Annotated in this window: 20 protein-coding genes; 13 read left to right on the top strand and 7 right to left on the bottom strand. The window is 62.7% G+C overall.

Features of this window, described 5'->3' with window-relative positions; translation table 11 throughout:
- Positions 1 to 91: 91 nt before the first annotated feature.
- Complete coding sequence (locus tag GH665_RS09790) at positions 92 to 358, bottom strand: hypothetical protein (protein WP_246216181.1); 267 nt, start codon at positions 356 to 358, stop codon at positions 92 to 94.
- 94 nt (positions 359 to 452) lie between these two features.
- Positions 453 to 1,388: a LysR family transcriptional regulator gene (locus GH665_RS09785; protein ID WP_153135691.1), complete on the bottom strand. Its 936-nt coding sequence runs from the start codon at positions 1,386 to 1,388 to the stop codon at positions 453 to 455.
- Between the two features lie 116 nt (positions 1,389 to 1,504).
- Here GH665_RS09785 and GH665_RS09780 point away from each other — a divergent pair, with 116 nt between their 5' ends.
- A complete protein-coding gene (locus GH665_RS09780) occupies positions 1,505 to 2,362 on the top strand; it encodes an oxidoreductase (RefSeq protein ID WP_153135690.1) in 858 nt (285 codons plus the stop codon).
- A gap of 32 nt (positions 2,363 to 2,394) precedes the next feature.
- Here GH665_RS09780 and GH665_RS09775 read toward each other — a convergent pair whose 3' ends face one another.
- The 4 genes from GH665_RS09775 to GH665_RS09760 form a co-directional block, all read right to left on the bottom strand.
- Positions 2,395 to 3,369, bottom strand: a complete 975-nt coding sequence (locus GH665_RS09775) for a WD40/YVTN/BNR-like repeat-containing protein (protein ID WP_153135689.1) — start codon at positions 3,367 to 3,369, stop codon at positions 2,395 to 2,397.
- A 10-nt stretch (positions 3,370 to 3,379) separates the two neighbouring features.
- The gene (locus GH665_RS09770) at positions 3,380 to 5,740 is read right to left on the bottom strand and encodes an efflux RND transporter permease subunit (RefSeq protein WP_153135688.1); all 2,361 of its coding nucleotides are present in this window, start codon (positions 5,738 to 5,740) and stop codon (positions 3,380 to 3,382) included.
- Positions 5,741 to 5,806: 66 nt separating this feature from the next.
- Positions 5,807 to 7,624: a DUF1302 domain-containing protein gene (locus tag GH665_RS09765; RefSeq protein WP_153135687.1), complete on the bottom strand. Its 1,818-nt coding sequence runs from the start codon at positions 7,622 to 7,624 to the stop codon at positions 5,807 to 5,809.
- Between the two features lie 84 nt (positions 7,625 to 7,708).
- Positions 7,709 to 9,073 (bottom strand): DUF1329 domain-containing protein, encoded by a 1,365-nt coding sequence (locus GH665_RS09760; RefSeq protein WP_153135686.1) that lies wholly within the window; start codon positions 9,071 to 9,073, stop codon positions 7,709 to 7,711.
- A 272-nt stretch (positions 9,074 to 9,345) separates the two neighbouring features.
- On the opposite strand from GH665_RS09760, the gene GH665_RS09755 reads away from it, so the two are divergent.
- The 7 genes from GH665_RS09755 (at position 9,346) to GH665_RS09725 (ending at position 14,273) form a co-directional block, all read left to right on the top strand.
- Positions 9,346 to 10,296, top strand: a complete 951-nt coding sequence (locus GH665_RS09755) for a helix-turn-helix domain-containing protein (protein ID WP_153135685.1) — start codon at positions 9,346 to 9,348, stop codon at positions 10,294 to 10,296.
- A 128-nt stretch (positions 10,297 to 10,424) separates the two neighbouring features.
- Positions 10,425 to 11,570, top strand: a complete 1,146-nt coding sequence (locus GH665_RS09750; RefSeq protein WP_153135684.1) for an amine dehydrogenase large subunit — start codon at positions 10,425 to 10,427, stop codon at positions 11,568 to 11,570.
- Between the two features lie 10 nt (positions 11,571 to 11,580).
- Positions 11,581 to 12,144, top strand: a complete 564-nt coding sequence (locus tag GH665_RS09745; protein WP_153135683.1) for a MauE/DoxX family redox-associated membrane protein — start codon at positions 11,581 to 11,583, stop codon at positions 12,142 to 12,144.
- A complete protein-coding gene (gene mauD / locus GH665_RS09740; protein ID WP_153138343.1) occupies positions 12,141 to 12,746 on the top strand; it encodes a methylamine dehydrogenase accessory protein MauD in 606 nt (201 codons plus the stop codon). The genes GH665_RS09745 and mauD overlap by 4 nt, the downstream gene beginning before the upstream one ends.
- Before the next feature lie 38 nt (positions 12,747 to 12,784).
- A complete protein-coding gene (locus GH665_RS09735) occupies positions 12,785 to 13,315 on the top strand; it encodes a methylamine dehydrogenase light chain (protein WP_153135682.1) in 531 nt (176 codons plus the stop codon).
- A 26-nt stretch (positions 13,316 to 13,341) separates the two neighbouring features.
- A complete protein-coding gene (locus GH665_RS09730) occupies positions 13,342 to 13,794 on the top strand; it encodes a c-type cytochrome (RefSeq protein ID WP_246216282.1) in 453 nt (150 codons plus the stop codon).
- Positions 13,791 to 14,273 carry a c-type cytochrome gene (locus tag GH665_RS09725; protein ID WP_153135680.1) on the top strand — a complete coding sequence of 161 codons (483 nt, stop codon included), beginning with the start codon at positions 13,791 to 13,793 and terminating at the stop codon, positions 14,271 to 14,273. Before GH665_RS09730 ends, GH665_RS09725 begins: the two co-directional genes overlap by 4 nt.
- A gap of 55 nt (positions 14,274 to 14,328) precedes the next feature.
- On the opposite strand, the gene GH665_RS09720 is transcribed toward GH665_RS09725, so the two are convergent.
- A complete protein-coding gene (locus tag GH665_RS09720; RefSeq protein ID WP_153135679.1) occupies positions 14,329 to 14,988 on the bottom strand; it encodes an NADPH-dependent F420 reductase in 660 nt (219 codons plus the stop codon).
- 133 nt (positions 14,989 to 15,121) lie between these two features.
- Between GH665_RS09720 and GH665_RS09715 the strand changes: the two genes are divergently transcribed.
- From GH665_RS09715 to GH665_RS09695, 5 genes are all read left to right on the top strand, one after another.
- Complete coding sequence (locus tag GH665_RS09715) at positions 15,122 to 16,018, top strand: LysR family transcriptional regulator (RefSeq protein ID WP_153135678.1); 897 nt, start codon at positions 15,122 to 15,124, stop codon at positions 16,016 to 16,018.
- Positions 16,019 to 16,324: 306 nt separating this feature from the next.
- A complete protein-coding gene (locus GH665_RS09710) occupies positions 16,325 to 16,915 on the top strand; it encodes a DUF2760 domain-containing protein (RefSeq protein WP_153135677.1) in 591 nt (196 codons plus the stop codon).
- On the top strand, positions 16,912 to 18,762 hold the full coding sequence (locus GH665_RS09705; RefSeq protein ID WP_153135676.1) for an Hsp70 family protein: 1,851 nt from the start codon (positions 16,912 to 16,914) through the stop codon (positions 18,760 to 18,762). The genes GH665_RS09710 and GH665_RS09705 overlap by 4 nt, the downstream gene beginning before the upstream one ends.
- Entirely contained in the window at positions 18,759 to 21,653 is a 2,895-nt protein-coding gene (locus GH665_RS09700; RefSeq protein ID WP_174771709.1) for an Hsp70 family protein, read from the top strand. Before GH665_RS09705 ends, GH665_RS09700 begins: the two co-directional genes overlap by 4 nt.
- A gap of 36 nt (positions 21,654 to 21,689) precedes the next feature.
- On the top strand, positions 21,690 to 22,607 hold the full coding sequence (locus GH665_RS09695) for a LysR family transcriptional regulator (protein ID WP_153135675.1): 918 nt from the start codon (positions 21,690 to 21,692) through the stop codon (positions 22,605 to 22,607).
- Positions 22,608 to 22,654 lie beyond the last annotated feature (47 nt).

Genomic DNA, 22,654 nt, shown 5'->3' with positions numbered 1-22,654 from the left:
GGCGGCGCACCTGACCACCCTGGTACGCCGCCACCTCGCGCTTGTCGATTCCATGCAGCACGGACAATCGGCCAACGCATCCGGAACGTGTTTATAGCGTCAGCCTTTGTTCTGGCAAAGCACCGACGCCTGGTTCAAGCAGCCATTCATTGACCGTAGCGCCGATCACTTCAGGATGATCTTCCTGCAAGTGGTGAAGCCGCTCGCCCAGATCAACCACTTTGCAGTGCTCAAGTTTCTTCGCAAAACTTTCAGCGACGGCTGGTGGCACCAGCGCCCCCGGGTTTGCCGTGAAAAGCAGCTTCGGATATGACGACTGCGCCAGAGCACGATGTGCGTTCTCGAGAGTCGAGTACACATCCGCCGGTTCTCCAGCAATGGGCAGTTCATTCGGGAAACGCCAGGTCGGTCGACGTGACTCGGGCGTGGGAAACGGTGCCCGGTAAACCTGCTCACCGGGCGGCGCGAAGCTCGGCTGGCTCGAAGTAGAAATTCGTGTTTCCCGCGAGGCGTTCGATCATGAAGTCGATGAACGTCCTCACTCGCAGCGGCTGCTCGGTTCGATGGCGATAGTAGATGTAGATGGCCTCACGCTGGGTGACGTGCCTGACGAGCAGCGGTACGAGCTGGCCCTGCCTGATCGGCACGGCGGCGGAAAAGCTGCCGAGTTGACCGATTGCAAGTCCGGCCAGCACAGCTTGGGTCTCCGCGTCCGTGTCGTTGACGCATAAGGTCGTCGCGACGTCACGATAGACGATCTCGTCGCCGATCAGGAATTCCCACGGTGCCTGCTTGCCGGTATTCGCCCTTCGATAGCCGGTGCATCGGTGTGCGTCGAGTTCGTCGATGATTCGCGGCGCGCCATGCCGCTCGATATAGGCGGGCGATGCACAGACGATCAGTTGAATCGGCAGGAGCCGGCGCGCGATCGTCCCGCCCGAGGGTGGCGAGCCGCCCCGAAAACCAACGTCGGCGCGATCACCGACAAGATCGGTGAAGAGGTCGTCGAACTGCACATCCAGCCGCACATTTGGGTGCAATTCGGCGAATTCCATGAAATATGGCCACAGCACGGTATGCGCCATCGCCGCTGGCGCGCTGACCCGCAGTGGCCCCGCAATCTCGTCCTTCGAGCGCCGCGCGTCGTCGAGTGCGGACGACAGTACGGCTAGCGCAGGTTTTACGCTGTCCAGCAGACCCTGCCCCTCCTCGGTGAGGCTCAACTTGCGGGTGGTTCGATGAAACAGCCGAACCCCCAACTCCTTTTCCAGTTGCATCACCGCGTGACTCGCGGCCTGCGGCGAGATGCCCTGATCCACGGCTGCCTTGCGCAGACTTCCCAGCGCCGCGGCCCGGACGAATATCGTGATCGCGCGAACTTCGTTCATGGCCATTCGAATTAGCAAATAAAAGTTGATTATCAGTCTACCAATCCATGGCTAGTTTGTGCCAATTGCCGCTCCTATGATTCGTTCACTTTCACTCGAAACGTAGGAGCAACATCATGGTCAACCCGGCAAACAACGGCTTCAAGCGCGTCTGGTTCATTACCGGTGCGTCGCGCGGCCTTGGCGCCCTGATCGCTCAGGCGGCTCTCGCTGACGGCAACGCAGTGGTTGCCACCGGCCGCAATGTGGCAGCAATCGCCGAGCGCCTCGGTGACTCGCCGGCGCTCCTGCCGGTGGCGCTGGACGTGACCAACGAAGCTCAGGCGCAAGCTGCGGTTCAAGCCGCGGTGGAGCGATTCGGCCGCATCGATGTGCTGATCAACAATGCCGGATTCGGTTTGCTGGGTGCGATCGAGGAGTCCAGTGACGCCGACGTGCGCCGCATGTACGACACCAACGTATTCGGCTTGCTGAATATCACGCGCGCCGTTTTGCCGGTGATGCGCGCGCAGCGCTCAGGACACGTCGTCAACATGTCGTCGATCGGCGGCTATCGGTCCGTCGCCGGGTTCGGCGCGTATTGTTCGACCAAGTTCGCCGTAGAAGGCTTGACCGAGTCATTGCACGCCGAACTGAAGCCGCTCGGCATTCACGCCACGGTCGTGGAGCCTGGTTATTTCCGTACCGACTTCCTGGACGCGTCATCGCTTGTGGTCGCCGGGAACGTAATCGCCGACTATGACGAGACATCGGGCAATGTCCGCCGTCGCGCTACGAGCCTGAACCACAATCAGCCGGGCAACCCGGAGAAGCTCGCGACGGCCATGATCGAACTGGTCGATGCACCGACGCCACCGTTGCGGCTGCCGCTGGGCACCGACACGCTGAAGGCCATTGCTGAAAAGAATGCCTACGTGGCGGAGGAAACTGAAACGTGGGCGGCGTTGTCGGCGTCGACTGACTTTCCTGGCTGATCGTTTGCAGGCTGCGTAGTCTTTGAAACCCACTACTTCACGCGAAGCACGCCGGACTTCGAGAACAGGACCGGCATATTGTGTCTGTCAAGCAGCACCGCGGTCAGCGCGGCACGGTCGGGACGCTGTATCGCGGTAAATCCCGCCGTGCCCGGCGGCGCACGCATCACGAAACCGTCCAGCCCCACTCCGAGCACGCCGTCGTGCGTCTTGATCAGATCCGTGATCGAGTTGGCCGAGCCCGAATGAACCACCGACCATGTCGCGCCCCGGTCCGCGCTCTGGAACAGGTTGCCGCGCAGGCCGCCGACGAGCAGCCTGCCGTCATGCATGGCAATGCCGGTCCAGAGCGAGCCTTTGTAACCCGTGTCCAGATAGGTCCAGGTTATACCGCCGTCGATGGACCTGATTACCGTGCCCTGCTCGGCCGCGATATAGAGCGTGCCATCGTGAGCGGCAAAGATTCTGTAGAGATTGCGGTCCGCTTTTCCGCCGTCTGGCGGCTTGGGTAAGGCCATCTGGGTCCACGTCCTACCGCCGTCATGGGTGGCGAGCACCAGCGACCACAACCCGACTGCCCAGCCATCGCGGTCGTTAGTGAACGCCACAGAAAACAGCGGCTGATCGACCGATGTGTCAATGCGCTGCTGCGTCCAGTGTTCACCGCCGTCCTGTGTCACCAGCACCGTCCCCCACTGGCCAACCGCCCAACCCTCGCGTGCGCTCACGAACGTCACCGCCGTGAGCGTGGCGTCAACCGGCACACTGGCGGCCTGCCGGAAGTGTCGCCCGTCGTCGTCCGAGAGCAGAACCACACCCTGCTCGCCGACCGCGACGATACGCTCGCCAGCGTGTGCCGCGCCGAGCAGCATCAGGCCCGACGCATCCGGCCAATGACGCGCAGGCTTGGGAACCACGCCTTGCGCGTGAACGGAGCCGACCAGCGCAGCCCCCAGCAACAACGCATGAACCGTTGCCGACAGAATGATTCGAATATTTTTTAACATGATGCGCTCGTTAGTGACTGACGAGACCAGGAGCCTTGACGGCCTTGCGACGCGGGAAAACCTGCTCGAGCACGACAGCGAGCGCCGGCAATACGGTCATCGCCATCACGAGATTCACGATGAACATGAATGCGAGGAGTTTGCCCATGTCGGCCTGAAACTTGAGCGCCGAAAAGCTCCAGGTGGCCACCCCGATCGCCAGCGTGATCGCGGTGAAGATCGTGGCCATGCCAACCTCGAGCACGGCGCTTTCCACCGCCTTGACGATCGGCATGCTGTTGGCGAGATGCTGCTGCAACCGGTTGTAGATATAAAGCGCGTAGTCCACGCCGATCCCGACCGCCAGCACCATCACGGGTAAGGTTGCAACGGTCAGACCGATCTGTAGCGATTTCATGAACCAGTAACCGATGAACGTGGCGACAGAAAGCGGCACGCAGCACGCCAGTACCGCACGAAAATCCCGATACGCGAGAAACACGAGGCAGATGATTGCGGCATACACGTACAGCATCATCGGCGTTTCCGTGCGCGATACCTCGTCGTTCGTCGCCGCAAGCACACCGGCGTTGCCCGCGGCAAGCCGTATGGTCAGGCCCGGCAGCGGGTTATCCCGGCGATAGCGCTTGACCGCATCGATAACCGTATTGATCGTGGTCGCCTTGTGATCGGTCAGATACAGATGCGCCGCCATCATCGAACAATCCTTGTTCATATAGCCGCGCACCCGGCCGATCTCGGCTGACAATGCACCGTAGTTCTCCGGATCGATGGGAACCACGTACATCTTGGGATTGCCCTCGTTGTAGCCTTCGTTGTAAATCTTCAGCATGTCCGCATAAGAAGACACGGACGCGACGCCGGGCACGGAGCGCATCGCGGTGGAGAAATCGTCGATCAGAATGCCGGCGCGAGGATCGACGCAACCGCTTGCGCTGGACTGGAATACGATCGAAAGCCAATCGAGACCCACGTCGTAACTCGATGCGATGGCCACGGCATCCTGATTGAAGCGCGCATCGGCGCGCAGTTCGGGCGCGCCTTGCTGCAGTGTCCCGACGATGCGATCGCGGCTCTGCCAGACCGCGACACCGAACACCAACGCCGCGACGCTCACCGTCAGCCACGCATTGCGCGGCTCCGCTACCCGTGCCAGCGTGCGCAGCCACGCCGAACGTCTTTCGCGTTTCGCAAGCGCACGATCCGCGTACTGCTTCTCGAATGTCATGCAGGAAGCAGCGAGCGGCAGCATGACAAGGTTTGTCACGATCTTGTAGCCGACACCGAGCGACGCTGTCACCGCCAGTTCGCGGACCATGGGAATCGGGATTGTCAGCAGCGTGACAAATGAGACAAATGCGGTGATCAGCGCGAGGGTTCCGGGGATCAGGAGTCCCGTGAAGCTGTCGCGGGCGGCCTCGAGCGTGGACTTGCCGTGTGAGAGTCCGCGCACGATGAAATTGATCTGCTGGATCCCGTGAGAGACCCCAATGGCGAAGACAAGAAACGGCACCAGCACGCCGAGCGGATCAAGGCCGTAACCCAGCAGGCGCAAGGTGCCGAACTGCCAGACAAGTGAGGTCAACGAGCAGGCGATCGGCAGGATCGTAAAGCGCACCGAGTGGCAGTACCAATAGACTGCGAGCGCCGTCAGCATCATGGCGACGCCACAGAACACCAGCACGCCCGATGCGCCGTCGGCAATGTCGCCGATCTGCTTGGCAAAACCGATGATCTGAATCTCGTAGCCGGCGTCTTCGAAATGCCGGCGAATCGATTGCTCGAGCAGATGGTTGAACTTCACATAGTCGAGCGTGTTGCCCTGGCTGTCGCGTTCGTTCAACTCCGCGGTAATCATCGCGCTGGTTCCATCGCGCGACACCAGTACCCCTGAGTACCCGCCCTGGTCTGTCGAGCGGCGAATCCGCGCGATAACCTGCGGCGTCAGGTCGGCCGGCGTGATCGTCCCGTCAATAAGCGGATCTGCGCGAAAGCCGTCCTCGGTGATTTCGTTGACGAAGGCGTTAGGCGTCCAGAGCGATTGGACCCCGCCCCGGTCGATATTCGGCAGGTAGGCAACAGCCTGCGTCACCGCATAAAGTCGCCTGAGCCCGTCTGCGGTCCAGATCGTGCCATGACGCGCCTTAACGACGACCGTGATGCGATTTGCCCCGAACAGATCATGGCGATACTGTTCGAACGTCTCGATGTATTCGTGGCCGCTCGGCATCTGCTTCTCGAATCCGGCGTCCATACGCAGTTGGACGGCAAAGACCGCCATGACTACCGTGAACAGTCCAATAATGCCCAGTGCGATCGCACGATGTCCGAACAGCAACGCTTCGAGCCTGAAAACAAGACGGTTGAGCACGTTTAAATTCCTCGAACGTCGCGAAGGTCCTGGGCGCGCCGCGCCAGGACCTTCGCAACGGAAAGCCTAAAAGTTGCGCGTGGCGAAAAGGCCCACAAAATTGCGGTCCGCGTACGGTTGTCCGACCGTCTGATGACCGCCAAAGAACGCCGTAAAGTTGATTCCGGCCTGCCAGACGGCCGGATTCTGATTGAACTGGACGTAGACGTTCACCGACTTCGCACCCTGCATATAGTTGGCGAAAAATGTAGGCGTATATCCATAGAGCGCATCGGTAAACGTCACACCCGGCGTGACCTGCCATCCGGGGATCAGACTGCCGTCATAGGTCCAGTTGAAATCGACCGTGGCGCCGACGGAACTCGCCGTTCCTTGCGCAGCGACGATCGGATAACCCAGCCCAGAATTGTTGTTGAGCCAGGTGAAATAGCCGGCGGCGGGAACCTGCGTGACCGGCACGCCATCGACGGTGCGCGTCATGCCGCCGGCGTTCAGGCCCGGGTAGTAAATCCAGGTGGCTTCCAGTGTCAGCACGGCCGCATCCGCGCGTATCAGGTTCAGAAACGGATATTCGCTACGAGTCAACATCAGGATGCCGGTCAGGTCGTACTGCAATTTCTTCTGGTCGGCCCACTGCTGACAGTTGACGCCCTGCGCGCCGTTGGTATTCAGATCAAGCGGGCCGCCCGGTGAAAAACAGGCGGACAGCGCCACGGCATCGTGTGGCCGATACGACAGTTCGGTGCCGATCGCCCAGTTGCCGAGTGGCAGATTCGCGCTTACGCCGAAAAGCTGACGGTTCTGGAGATACGACAATTGCGTCGTCAGGTTCGCCAACGAGGTCGCGACCGGTGACTTGTCAGTGTAATTTTCGTAGTAGAAACCCAGATTGATGTCGGACTTCGTTCTGTAATTCAGCTTGATGCCGTATTGCGGCCTGTTGCCGGGCAGCACGTTAGTGTTCGGCACGCCAATCGAGTTGTATGGCGGCCCGGCGAACTCGCCACCCGCGAGGCCGCTGTTGATCCCCGCAATGGTGTTCGCGTTGCCGCTTGCGGAGCCGGCGATGGTGCCGGCGTCCGTGCCATTGACGTTGAAATTGTTCGTGTTGAGTGTTGCCGGCCCGGCACCGCGCCCCAGGTTGTTGGCAAATGACCAATAGCTTCCAGACGGCGGAAAGCGATCGCCGTTCCACTGGAACTGGAGGTATGCCTCAGTGCTGAACCCCGCCGGCAGCCCGGACGCGAAGCTGATCATCGGCGCCGGTAGCAAAGCCTGCTTGAGCTGCGTCCCAGGAACCAGCAGTTTCTGCACGTCGAGCGAGTTGGTCGCATTGATGCCGCCCATCGCGTAGATACTCTCGCCCCAGTTGATCACCTGATTGCCGAGTCGCAGGTGCGCGGATTGGCCGCCGATGTGGAAGTCCTTCTCGCCCCACAGATCCAGCAGTTCGACGTTATGGGCAATCTGCGCGGCAGCGTCGCTCGACAGCGGTGTGCGCGCGGTGTCCGTTGCGAGAAAGTCATAGAGGGCCGTGCCGCGGATCATGAACTTGTAGCCTTCGGCCGGCATCGTTAGCAGCAGTTCGGACGTAGCGCTCACGTACGTGCTGAACGGCTGTCCTTTGCGGTAATTCAGATCCCCGTTGCTGCCCGAGCCCCATTGCGCCGTATTGGCACCCGTACCGCAACCGGCCGAGTTGGGGTCGCCCGTCAGCGAACAACTCGGGTCCTTCACGCGAATCCCCGCACCCGCTGTCAGATTCGACACCCACGAGCCGTGCAGGTCGCCTAATCCCGTATCAAAGTCGTATCCGTACGCATTCATTGAAAGGATACCTAATGATACAAACAGGACTGGAAGAGCAACTTCCGTGGTTTTCATCCCTATTTCTCTCCTGACGCCGTTCGTTTATTTTTTCTTGGTCCGGCGACCAGAGTTCGCCGGCCCGTTTTATAGCCGGTCTTTTTATCGCTCGCTGATGGCGCGCAGGTTCTCGGCGTTGTAGAAGCCCGACTTGAAGCGATCGTCAGTCGTCTGTTCGAACCAGTGAATATCCTTACCGCCCCCTATCGGCGACTGGTCGAACACGTAACGTCCATCCAGCAGGTCATATTGCACGAACGGTTCAATATCGCAGGAGCCGCCCAGTTCCCACACGGGGATCGGATAGCCTTCGCGAACTTTCCAGAGTTTGCCTTGTGCGTCGTAATCTTCGCCGACCAATGCAAGCCAGCTATCTTCGTCCAGGTAAAAGACCTTTTTCGATGCGACGTGGCGCACGCTTGGTTTGACCGTCGCCTCGACCACCCAGACGCGATGCATCTCATAGCGCCGGTGAGCGGCGTCGAGACCGTCGTTTTTCGCCACATCTTCGAACTTGCTGTTGAAGTCGTACATTCCGAAGTCGTTGTACGGGATCAGCATTTCCCGCTTGCCGACGAGCTTCCAGTTGAACCGGTCCAGTTGCCCGTTGAAAAGCCACCCCTCGTCCACCGTGTACTGGTTCTCGAAGCCGATCTGCGGCGCGTCGTAGGCGTACGACGGCATTCGTCTCACGCGTCGCTGCCCGGGAAAGTAATAGAACGCTTCGGATGGCTTGCCAAAGTAGGCACTCCCCATCAGACCCTGGCCCGCCATTGCGGCCGGCGTGCTATACGCGAAGTAGATGGAATTTTGAACTCCGCCAACCTGTTCAGGCGTGTTCTGGCCTTGCTTGCCCCAGGGAAAGAACATCGTCTGCGGGCCGGTTGTCACAATCCAGTCGGTACTGCCGGGGCGCGGCGACACGGCCGTCGGCACTTTGGGCCACTCGATGCCGACGCCGCGATAACGCATCTCGTAGTTCCACATCGCTTGTGCGCCAGTCTTTGGCTGCGGAAAGGGAATCCCCGGTAACACCGCCGTCTGGATGGACTCGCCCGTTGCATCCATTTTCGCGGCGGTGAGATTTTTCCTGGTATTGTCCTCGACCCAATCGGGCAACTGGCATTCGCGGTGTGTCGGATAGACGTCCATCCGATAACCTTTCTTCTGCCTGATAAGGGCGAGCTGGCCCGCAGAAAGCTTGTCAGCGTACTTGTCCACGTTGGACGCGTCGATTGAATAAAGCGGTTTCTCGCTCCTGTGCCGCCAGAAATCGGCGCGATACTTGCCGTAGCTCCATCCTGCCTCGGGAGCCTGCCGGCCCGCGAAAGCCGGGACCATGCCGTCCGCGCTCGCGCCGCGTTCGGCACCCTCCACAGTGAGGTCCTCCGCCTGCACGGCAGCGATATGCACACATGACAATGCCGCCGCAATCGCGCACACAGTCCAGATACCCCGCTTCTTCATTCTCGTCTCCAGTCAAGTTCGTTCTTCGTGTGTGAAATGACTATAGCCGAGCAACTTTCCCGCCAATATCCAAAATTGGCACGCCGCGGCGCACAGCGTTTCGCGCGATCCGGACCGGTGCCACACTGTTTTCAGTGTGCGGGCTTATCCCGATATAACCCGCACTTTGTATCCGTTAGCATCGCGGACTGTCGTCGGCGCAGGGTGCGTACGATCTGACGAGGGATTGAACGTAACGTGTGGCAACGAGCTCGGCGCATCGGGATGTAGAGATGGGTAATTACTATTCGGTTCAGCAGTTCTCCGACGCGGATGAACACGCCCAAAGCCTGGTCGAAACCGATCAGAGTTACTTTCAGATCGAAAGCGGGCCGTTTCAAAGCACGCTGCGACAGTTCGATCTCGACGGACTTCATCTGTTTGCGGAATGCAGCAATCGGCGCGTCGTCCAGTGCGGGCAAATATCGGCCGGCTCAATAGGGTTGGCATGGACGACCCTCGCGGGTGCTGCGCCGACGAGCCGGGGCCGCGAGATCGACGAGCTGTCGATCATGGTCGCGCGCAGTGGCGAAGACTGGGTGCTGCATGTCCCGCCCGGCACCGAGATCGTTGGCGTGACGATGTCGGCCGACGAGTTCGATCGTCTTGCCGAATCGCTTGGTCTTACGACCTTGCAGTACGGACTCCGTCATTCTCAATTCACGCCGGGAAGCAATCGTTCGACCTACGCTTTGTCGGCATTGCGCTCGCGCATCGACGTGCTGAAAAGCAACGCGGCAAGTCTTGCAGACGCAGGCCCGCGCGCAATGGCTCGCAAGCAGTTGCTCGACGACCTCTTCTGCGCGCTGAGCGAATCGTCTTCGTCAAGCCGCTTCGATGTAACGCGTCTGACATACAGCGACATCGTCAAACGCAGCCAGGAGATTGCGCTGGGTAACGCCGAATACCCGACCTCGGTACTCGACCTGTGCAGTGAACTGCGCATCTGCCGGCGCACGCTGCAAAAGAGCTTTTTGCAGGTGACGGGTCAATCGCCGTCATCCTATTTGCGCGCGGTGCGCCTTTGCGGCGTACGTCGGCTTCTGCGCTCAACGCTCGCCAACCAGATGACGATTGCGAATGCCGCGGCGCGCTGGGGTTTCTTCCATCTCGGTAATTTCGCGAGCGACTATCGCCGCCTCTTTGGCGAGCTGCCGTCGCGCACCCCGCGCTTCGCCTCCTGAACCAACGCATACGTCCCCGGGCGCCAGAGTGATGCCACTGGCACGCACGGCGTGCCGATTTCGGACATAACGGCGCCTTTCGTCGTAATACATTCCCCTCCACACCGTGCACCGGAACAGGAGAGGACATGAATGTGAGGCGACGAACAACGGCAGTCGCAGCGATGCTTGCGCTGGCGTGCAGCGCGCAGGCAGCCGAAAAGCCCGAAGAGCTATCCATACAGAAGATGCCACCGTGGCATCCCCATGAAATCTTCGTGGTCGACGCCAACGCGCCGTCGATGACCGATGGCCGCGTCTATGTCTACGACGCGGATACCATGAAGCCACTCGGGCAGATCGACGCTGGCTTCGCGCCCGGCTTTGCAATCTCGCCGGATCACCTCACGAGCTACGTCGCCACCACCTATTTCTCGCGCGGCGGCCACGGCACGCGCACTGACGTGGTGGAGTTCGCCGACAACGCCACGCTCGCCGTCGCTGGCGAAGTCGTGATCCCGCCAAAGCATGCACAAGGCGTGACATCGCCATGGATGGCCGCATTCGCCCAGAACGGCAAGCACCTGTACGTCGCGAACATTACGCCGGCCACCTCGGTCAGCGTGGTCGACGTGCATTCGAAGAAACTCCTCTCGGAGATCGACACGGCCGCCTGCGTGCTGGCGTATCCGAGCGGCAACGACAAATTCACCTCACTGTGCGAGAGCGGCCGCGCGCTCACCGTCACGCTCGATGCGCATGGCAAAGAGGTGAAGCGCTCCTTGTCGGAACCCTTCATCGACGTCGAGCACGATCCTGTATTCGTCAATGCCTCGCCTTATCAGGGGACTTACCTCTTCACGAGTTTTCACGGCATGGTCCGCAGTGCGGATTTCCGCGGCGACAAACCTGTGTTCGGCAAGCCGTGGTCGCTCGTCAGCGACGCCGAGCGCGCCGAAAGCTGGCGTCCGGGCGGCATGCAGCAGACCGCCGTGCAGGCCAGACTGCATCGTCTTTACGTCGCGATGCATAAGGGTACGGATGGATCCCACAAGTATCCTGCAAGCGAAGTCTGGGTATTCGACCTGAACACCCGGACGCGCATCGCGCGCTGGGACCTCGCCCAGCAGAAGATCGGGCCACTCCTGTCGATTCAGGTCAGCGAAGACGACCAGCCGCTCTTTTACGGCATCACGCTAACCTCCGGACTGGTCGTCATGGACGCGCAAACCGGTAAGCTCAAACACATCGAAGAGCACGTCGGCAACACCGCCACCCTGCTCGTCAACCCGTGAGGTCACGACGATGATCGATCCCGTTCTCGCGAGCACCGCGCAATCAAGTGCCGCGATCGTCGTATTGCTCGACGCGCTCGCCAAGTGGCGCCGGCCGGCCGCATTTCGCGGCGCGCTTGCCCAATACCAGCTTATTCCTGAAGCGTTCGTCACGCCGGCGGCGTTAGCGGTGACCGGCACGGAAACGCTGGGCGCCGCCGCGCTCCTGTTTCCCGATTCACGCATTGTGGGCGCAGCGGTACTGACTGTCCTGCTGGTGTCGTTCGCCGTTGCCCTCACCATCAACATCCTGCGCGGGCATACGGACATCGATTGCGGCTGCTCCGGCTTCGCCTCCCTCGCCAGCATGCCGCGTGACGCCGCAGCGCGCGGCATCGGCTGGTTGCATGTGGGGCGCGCGCTGCTTATCGCCGTCTTCGTCGCCACCACCTTTATCGAACCAGCCACACGGGCAATCGTGTGGTTCGACTACATCACGCTCGTCTTCGCCGTGCTGCTCACGGTCTGCGCCCTGCTCGTACTCGACACGCTGCTCGCCAACGGCCCCCGGCTCAAACAATTGAGGAATTCCTGATGCAAACCGCGCTCACCCTTTCCACCGCACTGCTTTGGGCGGCCGTACTCGCGCTCGGCGCCATCTGCCTCGCTCTGGTTCGCCAGATCGGCATCCTCTATGAACGCGTGATGCCCGTCGGCGCGCTGATGATCGATAAGGGTCCGGCGGTCGGCGCGCTCGCCCCCGCGTTCGAGCTGAACGACATTCATGGTCGCCAGGTAAAAGTCGGCGGCATGGATGCAAGCGGCAAAGCGACCCTGCTGTTCTTCCTGTCGCCGACCTGCCCCGTTTGCAAAAAACTGCTGCCGCTATTGCCATCGCTTCAGGCCAGCGAATCGATACCTGTCAATGTCGTGCTCGCGAGCGACGGCGAACTCGCCGAACACACGCGCTTCGCTGATAAGCACCGCCTGGGCGGGTTCCCGTATGTGCTGTCACAGGAACTCGGCATGGCCTATCAGATCGGCAAACTGCCCTATGCCGTGCTGCTCGACGAAACCGGCAAGGTGCGTGCGAAGGGACTCGTCAACTCGCGTGAACATCTCGAAAGCCTGTTCGAAGCCAGGGAGCGCGACGTCGCGTCGTTGCAGCAATTCGTGCATGGCGAACAGCACGCCTGACGCACCGCATCCTTATTCCTTGACCGGAGAACAATCAGATGGCCCTGTTTGATTCATGGTTCGAACGTTCGGCGCGCAGTGTCGCGCAACGCAGCTCGCGACGCAGTGCATTGGCACAGCTTGGCAAGGTACTCGTCGGCACGGCGCTCGTCCCGCTTCTGCCCGTCGACCGCACGGCAAATGCGGCGAATGCGGCGAATGCGTCAAATGCGGCATCGGCCGCGAGCGACGATCCGCTGAGTTGCGACTATTGGAAGTACTGCGCAATCGACGGCTTCCTGTGCAGTTGCTGCGGCGGCACGTCGAGCACCTGTCCGCCGGGCACCACCGCTTCGCCGATCACGTGGATCGGCACCTGCCGCAATCCACACGACGGCTCCGACTACATCGTCTCCTACAACGACTGTTGCGGCAAAACCTCCTGCGGCAGTTGCTTCTGCAACCGCAACGAACGCGAGAAACCGCTTTACAAGCTCTCGCTCAATAACGACATCAACTGGTGTATGGCCAACAGCAATTCGAACTATCACTGTTCAGTGTCGGTTCTACTGGGAGCCGCAAAGCAATGAAAGGCAAGACAACCAGGGTGATCGCCATGATGACGTTTGCCGGCGCCGTGAATGTCTCGGTCGCTCAGACGGTGCTGTACCACGCAGGCAAAACTACCTTCGACGCGCACTGCGCCGTGTGCCATCAGACGGGCGGCATCGGGCAAGACGGCCTCGCGCCGCCGCTCACCAGATACCCGGGCAAGTACGCGGGCGTCGCCGCCGGGCGGCAGCAACTGACCGCGACGGTGCTGCATGGCATGTTTGGCGAGATCCGGGTCAACGACAAGACCTACAACTTCAGAATGCCGAGCTTTGCCAGCATGAGCGATGAAGAACTCGCGCAAGTACTCAACTACGTCGTGTTCGACCTCAATGCGCGGCATGCCAACGCGAAACCCTTTACCGCGAGCGATCTCAAGACGGCACGCGGGCAGGAACTGGACGGCAGCGCGGTACACGCACGTCGTGCACTGCTAACGAAGCGCCTCGGACTATGACAAGCAGAGTCGCCCGAACGTTGCGAACCTGCTGCGTTTGTGCGGCATGGTTCGCCAGCGTGGCGGTTGCTGCCCCGTCCGAACCCGATCAGGCGGGTAGCTGGCCACTCGCGCAACAGCACTGGATCCAGAACTGCATGGGCTGCCATACGGCAACCGGCGCCGGCATCCCCGGCAAGGTCCCGCCGCTCGCCAATTCGCTCGGTTATTTCGAAGGCGTGCCCGGTGGCCGCGAGTACCTGACGCGCGTGCCAGGCGCATCAAACTCGGCGCTTACCGACCAGGAGCTTGCCGACGTGTTGAACTGGCTCCTGACCACCATGAATCTCAACGCGCTGCCGCCCGGCTTCAAGCCTTATACGGCGGCGGAGGTGGCCGTGCATCGGCGCCCGGCGCTTGCCGACGTTGCAGGTACCCGAGCAGCCTTAATCCGGCTGCTACGCGAACGTGGCGTGACGGCAGTTGCGGAGCACTATTAACGCACGCTTTCCGGAGCGGATCGTGAGCAATGAGCGGTGGGCGCCGCACTCCCGCTCAGTGCCGCCACGACCCATGCGGCAACTCCACATCCCGCCTCGCCGCGGCCAATCCTTCAACCATGCCCGCGCGATCCAGCGGAATGCAGTAAACCGGCTTCGCCCGCTCGAAACGCCAACTGTCGGCGAGCGTTCCGGCATCGACCGGATCGAAGCCCAACTGATCGAGCAGCCCGCTCACGATCTGTTTGGCCTGCGCGTCGTCGCTAGCGAGCGGCAGTGCCCGGCGATTCGGTGCACCGGCGGGCTTGCCATCCGTTTCGAGGTCCTTCGCCAGGATCGCGTTGAAGGCCTTGACTACCTTTGCGCCCGTCAATTTGGCGGCCAGCATCTGGCTAGTGGTCGTCGAGCCGCTGGCGAGCGCCTCGATCGGGCCGTCGCGGTCGGGATAGTGATTGCACGTGTCGATCACGATCTTGCCGTCGAGCGCCGCGACCGGTAACGCGTCCATGCTGCCGAACGGCACGGCGACAATCACCACGTCGCCGAACTTCGCCGCCTCTTGCGCCGTGCCGAGCGCACAGCCAAGCGCCGCAGCCGTGCTGGTCAGCGTCTGCGGACCACGGGAATTGCTGATCATCACTTCGTAACCGGCGCTTTGAGCGAGCGCCGCCATTGCGCGGCCGATAAAACCGGCGCCAAGAATACCTACCTTCATGTTTCACACTCCATGTCTATCTGAGGATCGCTCCGTTGAGCGCACGCCCATCGGTGAGAAGCACTATGATTCAAAACTTCAGCCGGATAAATTGGCAAAATTCGACGACTGTCGAAATCAGGAGTGGGGAATCATGGACCGTTTGACCAGCATGGCCGTGTTCGTGAAAACGGCCGACAGCGGCTCGTTCGCCGCGGCCGCGCTCGCCTTCGGCATCTCCTCGCAGATGGCCGGCAAGCACGTCAGCACGCTGGAGGAGCGCGTCGGCGCGCGTTTGCTCAACCGCACCACGCGCCGCCAGAGCCTCACGGAAATCGGCCGGATTTTCTACGAACGCTGCAAGGCACTGCTGGCGGATGCCGAAGCAGCCGAATCGGTCGCGCAGGAACTGTCGGCCTCGCCGCGCGGGCGTTTGCGCATCACCGCACCGGTTACTTTCGGCACCTGCTGTCTCGCGCCGATGATCACGCGCTATCTGAAAGTTCATCCCGAGGTACGGGTCGAGCTGGCGCTGACCGACCGTTTCGTCGATCTGGTCGACGAAGGGGTTGAAGCCGCGATCCGGCTCGGCACGCTGTCGGATTCGTCCCTGATCGCGCGGCCCCTGATGCCGTATCGGTTGGTTGCCTGCGCGTCGCCCGGCTATCTGGCCGAGCGCGGCGAGCCGGCCACCCCGCAAGCGCTGGCGGAGCACGAATGTCTGAGCTTCGTCTACACGAGCCTGCCGGTCGAGACCGAATGGCGTTTTACCGATGCGCACGGCGAATACCTGGTGCCGATCTCCGGCCACTTTCAGGCCAACGACGTGAAAGCGCTGCTGGCCGCTGCTCTCCATGGCGGCGGCGTGATCCTCGCGCCCGAAGTGGCGGTGCAGGACGAACTGGCCTCGGGCCGGCTGGTCCGCCTGCTGAACGGCTACAAGGCGCCCGCGCGACCCATGCATCTGGTGTTTCCGGCCAGCCGTGCCACTCCGAAATTGCGTGCCTTTATCGACCAGGTGGTGGCCGAATTCGGCCCTCACGCCGCCTGAAAAACGCCGCCGGACATCCCCGGCAGGCGCTTTCCGCCATCCGCCAATCTCCACCCATTGGGCGCTAGAATTGCCGGCTTTGCCCGCTTCGGGCGCGCGACAAGGCAAAATACGGGTTTGCGCGTACGAAACGCACCGCAAGAACACCGCAAAACCGGATGAATCAGACCTCGGCGGCTTGCCTGCCGCCGACCCTCGCCATGACGCATGACGACTGCCCAGCAAGCCAATCCGGCGCGCCGGGCCCGTCGCATGCGGCGCAGCCAGGACAGCTCGTCCTTTAACAGAGCCCCCTCAGGAGCATTCATGACCGATTCGAACCCCTCTTTTCTCGGCAGGATTTCACTTGCCGTGAGTACGTTCTTCAGCATCCTCGGCGACGGCGAATTCGCCGCCGGGGTATTGCGCCTGCGTAATGGTGGCGGCAGCGCCGCCGCGAGCGCCGCACCTGCACCCACACCTGCTCCCGTCGCGGCACCTGCACCCGCGCCGCAACCCGCACCCACGCTGAAGGAAGCGAGCCCCGACGCCGCGCTCCAGTTGCTCGGCCTGCTGCAACGCGACGCGCGCTTCATCGATTTCGTCGAAGAAGACATCAAGAGCTATAGCGACGCCGACATCGGCGCCGCCGCCCGCCTCGTGCACGACGGCTGCCGCGCCACGCTGCGCGAGCATTTCACGATCCGTCCGGTACGCGATGAAGCCGAGGGCAGCCGCGTGACGCTGGCCGAAGGTTTCGACGCCACTTCGGTTCGCCTGACCGGCAACGTCGTCGGCAAGGCGCCGTTCAACGGCAGCATCAGCCACCGTGGCTGGCGTGTCGACGAAGTACGTCTGCCCAAGCTCACCGAAAGCCATAACGTCAAGGTAATCGCGCCGGCCGAGGTGGAGCTATGAGCGACGCGCGCTTCTCCATCGGTATCGACCTGGGCACGACGCACTGCGCGCTCTCCTACGTCGACACCACCGCCAGCGACGGCGAAAAGACCGCCCAGGGCGTGCTGCCGATCGCCCAGCTCACCGGCCCCGGCGCGATCGACAACCTCGATCTGCTGCCCTCGTTCCTCTACCTGCCGCACCCGGACGAACTCGCCTCGGGCGACCTGTATCTGCCATGGACCGGCCAGCGCGAATTCGCGGTTGGCGAATTTGCCCGCAGCCGCGGCGCGGCCACGCCCATCCGGCTCGTGTCGAGCGCCAAGAGCTGGTTATGCCATCCGGGTGTCGACCGTCGCGCGGCGATTCTGCCGAACGACGCGCCGCCTGAAGTCGCGCGCGTGTCGCCGCTGGAAAGCTCAGTGCGCTATCTGACCCACCTGCGCGAAGCATGGGATCACGCGCATCCGGACGCGCCGTTCAGCCAGCAGGACATCACGGTGACGATTCCCGCGTCGTTCGATCCGGCCGCGCGCGAGTTGACCGCCGAAGCCGCCGAGGCCGCCGGTTACGGCCGCATGACGCTGCTCGAAGAACCGCAGGCCGCGCTCTATAGCTGGATTCAGAAGAGCGGCGGCCAGTGGCGCAAACAGGTCAAGGTCGGCGACATCATTCTCGTGGTCGACGTGGGCGGCGGCACGACCGACCTCTCGCTGATCGCCGTGATCGAGCGTGAAGGCAATCTCGAACTGCATCGCGTCGCGGTCGGCGAACACATTCTGCTGGGCGGCGACAACATGGACCTCGCGCTCGCCCACGTGGTCGCACGCAAGCTCGCGGCGCAAGGCACCACCGCCGACGCGTGGCAATTGCGCGCCCTCACCTATGCGTGCCGCTCGGCGAAGGAAACGCTGCTCAGCGATCCGTCGACCGATACCGTGCCGCTCGTCGTACCGAGCCGCGGCTCGAAGCTGATCGGCGGTTCGATCCGCACCGAACTCACGCGTACGGAATTGACCCAAACGATTCTCGAAGGCTTCTTCCCGCAGGTGGAGAGCGCGGCGCGTCCGGTAAGCCGCGCGCGTGCCGGTCTGACGCAACTCGGCCTGCCGTATGCGCAGGACGCGGGCATCACGCGGCATCTGGCGGCCTTCCTTGGCCGTCAGGTGGGCGCGCTCGCCGAACTCGAAGGCTTGCGCGATCTCGCCACCGCAGAAGGCGCAAGCTTCCTGCACCCCACCGCCGTGCTCTTTAACGGCGGCGTGTTCAAGTCGCCGCTGCTGGTCGAACGGATCATGGGCACGCTCAATGGCTGGCTCGCCGCTGAAGGTGCGCCGCCAGCGCGCCTGCTCGAAGGCGCCGATCTCGATCTCGCCGTTGCGCGCGGCGCGGCCTACTACGGCTATGTACGGCGCGGCCAGGGCGTGCGGATTCGCGGCGGCACCGCACGCGCGTACTACATCGCGATCGAATCGGCGATGCCGGCCGTCCCCGGTCTCGAGCCGCCGGTGCAGGCGCTGTGCGTCGCACCGTTCGGCATGGAGGAAGGCACCGAGGCCGAATTGCCGGCGCAGGAATTCGGGCTGGTGGTCGGCGAACCGGTGCACTTCCGCTTCTTCGGATCGTCGGTGCGTCGTCAGGATCAGGTCGGCACGCTGCTCGACTTCTGGGGCCCCGAGGAATTGCAGGAACTGGAAGAAATCCAGGCGACGCTGCCGTCCGCCGGCCGCACCGCCGGTGAAGTCGTGCCGGTGAAACTGCATGCGCGTGTGACGGAAGCCGGCACGCTCGAACTCGAAGCCGTGCCGCGCGGCAGCGACGAGCGTTGGAAGGTCGAATTCGACGTGCGCGGCAGCGCCAATGCATGACTGAGATGAAGCGCTACAGCGTCGGCATCGATCTCGGCACCAGCAACACGGTGCTGGCTTACGCCGAAGTGGGCAATCCCGCGGCGGGTTCGCAGGAGATTCGCGTCTTCGAGATCGAGCAGTTGGTCAGTCTCGGCGAAGTCGCCGCGCGGCCGCTGCTGCCTTCGGTGCGGTATCACGCTGCACCGGGCGAACTGAGCGCGGGTGATCTGCAGTTGCCATGGCGCGCGGCGGCGGGCCCGGACGCCGGCACGCCCGGCCAGACCGATCAGCCCGTCGTGATCGGCCGGCTCGCCCGCACGCTCGGCGGCCAGGTGCCGGGGCGGCTGGTGGCAAGCGCAAAGAGCTGGCTGTCGCACGCGTCGGTGGATCGGGTCGCGCCGATTCTGCCATGGGGCGCCGCGGATGACGTCCGCAAGGTCTCGCCGGTCGAAGCCAGCGCAAGCTATCTGGCGCATGTGCGGGCGGCCTGGAATCAGCGCTTTCCTGACGCACCGCTCGAAGCCCAGGACGTCGTGCTGACGGTCCCCGCGTCGTTCGACGAAGGCGCACGCGCGTTGACGGTAGAAGCCGCGCGCCTCGCCGGTCTACCTACCTTAAGGCTGCTGGAAGAACCGCAGGCCGCGTTCTACGACTGGCTGTTTCATCATCGCGAAAGCCTTGCAGCCGAGTTGGCCGACACAAAGCTCGTGTTGATCTGCGACGTCGGCGGCGGCACCACCGACCTCACGCTGATCGAAGTGCGCATGCGCGACGGCGAGCCGGAACTCACGCGCATTGGCGTGGGCAACCATCTGATGCTCGGCGGCGACAACATGGACCTCGCGCTCGCACATCGGGTCGAGGCGCGTTTGCCTCAGGCGGGCAGCGAACGCACACGTTTGTCGGCGGCCAGTCTGTCGCAACTGGTCGAACGGTGCCGCGGCGCGAAGGAACAACTGCTCGGTCCACAGGCGCCGGAGTCTGCTTCGATCACCTTGCTCGGCGCGGGCGCGAAGCTGATCGGCGGCGCGCGCACGGTGCAGGTCACGCGCGAGGAAGTCGAGCAGATCATCGTCGACGGATTCTTTCCGGCGGTGGGCTCGCACGAACGGCCCGGCAGACCGCGCGGCGCGATCGTCGAGTTCGGTCTGCCCTACGCCACCGACGCGGCCGTTACGCGTCATATCGCATCGTTTCTGAGCCGTTTCGCGGCGCAGTCGCGTAAGGCGCTGGGTTCTGCCTCTGATTCTTCTGCGCATTCGTCCAACACTGAAGCAGGTCAGGACGAGTCTTTGCCGATCCCCGACACGCTGCTGCTGAACGGTGGCGTGTTTCGAGCCGAGGCGCTCACGCAGCGACTCGCCAGCACTCTGGGCACATGGCGCGGCGAATCGCTCAACGTCCTGCACAACGACAATCCCGATGTCGCCGTGGCGCGCGGCGCGGTCGCCTATGCCCTTGCCCGCAGCGGCCAGGCGCCGAAAATCGGCGGCGGCTCGGCGCGCAGTTACTTCCTTGTGCTCGACGAAACCGTTGATGGCGAGCCCGGCGCCGAAGCGGCGCAACGCGGCATCTGCCTGCTGCCGCGCGGCACCGAAGAAGGCCACGAGATCCGGATCGAGGACCGCACATTCGCACTACGTCTCGGGCACCCGGTGCGCTTTCACCTGGCCTCGTCAAGCGCGGACACGATCTATCGGCCCGGCGAACTGACCGATCTTGCACAAGGCGATTTCGTTCGACTCCCCCCTATCGCGACGATCGTGCAAGCGCGCGGCGCGAGCCCGGCGCGTGGCGAAACGGCGGTACAGATCGCCACCTCGCTTACCGAGGTGGGCACGCTCGAGGTGCACTGCATCGAACTCGACAATCGGGCGCAGCGCTGGCTGCTCGAATTCCAGTTGCGCCGCGAAGACGCCCAGCTCAACCTCACGGCGGACCCGGCACAAGCCCGGCATCCCGCGCTCGACGAAGCGATCGACCATATCGACCGATGCTTCGGCTCCCGCGCGCAAAAGGTCGATCCCAAAGAAGTCAAACGTCTGCGCTCGCAGCTCGAACAACTGCTCGGCCCGCGCGAGGCCTGGAACAGCGCGCTGCTGCGCGAACTGTTCGGTGCGCTGTGGGAGCGCGCGCGCCGCCGGCGGCGCTCGGCGGACCACGAACGCTTGTGGTTGAATCTGGCCGGTTATTGCGTCCGGCCGGGTTTCGGCTATCCGCTCGATGAATGGCGCGTCGAACAACTCTGGTCGCTGTTCGACGACGGCATTCAGTATGTCAACGAAGGCCAGGTCTGGTCGGAGTGGTGGACACTATGGCGCCGCGCGGCGGGCGGCCTCGACGAAAGTGCGCAACTGCGCGTGCTCGACGCGATGGCCTATCTGCAAACGGCCGCGCAATCGCGCCACAAGCTGCCGTTCGACGTGTCGAAAACCGGCTTTACCGACATGCTCCGGCTAAGCGCGTCGCTCGAACGGATTCCGGTTGAGCGCAAGATCGAGCTCGGCGAATCGGTGCTCGCGCGCTTGAAAAAGCCCACGGAAAACCATCAGAGCTGGTGGGCGGTCGGCCGCATCGGTGCGCGGCGGCCCTTCTATGGCAGCGCGCATAGCGTCGTGCCGCCGGACATCGCAGCACAATGGCTGGACGCGATTCTGGCGCTCGACTGGAAGAAGGTCGACCCCTCGGCATTCGCCGCCGTGCAGCTCTCCCGCATGACCGGCGACCGTTCGCGCGACCTGCCCGAGCCGTTGCGCCAAACGGTGTTGCGCAGGCTCGAAGCGGCCAATGCGCCGCGCGCCTGGATCACGATGGTCAGCGAAACCGTGGAACTCGACGACGCCGACGAAGGCCGCGTGTTCGGCGAATCGTTGCCCGCGGGGCTGAAGCTGATCGCAGCAACGCCGTGACGATCAGGTCTCAACAAACACGTACTACGCATCGACATGATCAATCTGTTTCAGGCCATGCAGGCTTTCGTCAAGGTCGCCGACGCGGGCAGTTTCGCGCAAGCCGCGGAGCAACTCAGTGTCTCGACCTCGGTCGTCACGCGCCATGTGTCGAGCCTCGAAAAACATCTTGGTATCCGCCTGCTTCAGCGCACCACGCGCAAAGTCGTGCTGACTGAAGCCGGTGCGGATTATGCCGACGGTTGCCGGGTTGTGCTGGCGGAACTCGAAGAGGTCGAATCGCGTGCCACCACGACTTCGAAAGAGGTGGCGGGCGATCTGCGGATCGTGGCATTGGGCAGCTTTTCGCTGTTCCGGCTCACACCGCTTTTTGCGGAGTACCAGGCAAAATTTCCGCACGTGAATCTGCGTGTCACGCTCACCGAGAAACGCGTCGATCTGCTCGAAGGCGGTTTCGACGTGGGCATCGTGACCGAACACATGATCCGCTCGGAATCGCTGGTGGCGCGCCGCCTCATCAATTCGCACGTGGTGCCGGTGGCGGCCGCCGCGTATCTGGCCGAAGCCGGTTATCCGGCGACCCCGGCCGATCTCGCGCGGCACCGGGTGATCGCCGCGTCGCTCGACGCCAGTCCGCAGACCTGGGTATTCGGCAACAAGCGCGATGGCAACGGCAGCAACAACGGCAGCGAGGAAAGCATCACGCTCGATGCGTCGTTCACGGTCAATAGCATGATCATGCAGAAGCAGGCCACGCTCGGCGCAATGGGTATCGCGCTGCTTCCGCTCGAAATGGTCAGCGACGAGCTGCGCGCCGGCACCCTCGTGCAAATCCTCGGCGAATACACGGTGCTCAATGGCGACGTCGCGGTCTCGCTGGTTTATCCAAGCCGCGAATTCGTGCCGCGCAAGATCCGCGAATTCATCGATCTCGCCGTCGGCTATTTCAAGTGACGCGAGAAACGCCAAGGTCCTGTGGGCTGGATTGAGCGCATGGGCGG

Source organism: Paraburkholderia agricolaris (genome assembly GCF_009455635.1).
Classification (GTDB): Bacteria; Pseudomonadota; Gammaproteobacteria; order Burkholderiales; family Burkholderiaceae; genus Paraburkholderia; species Paraburkholderia agricolaris.
This window is presented reverse-complemented; position numbering and strand designations above follow the sequence as displayed.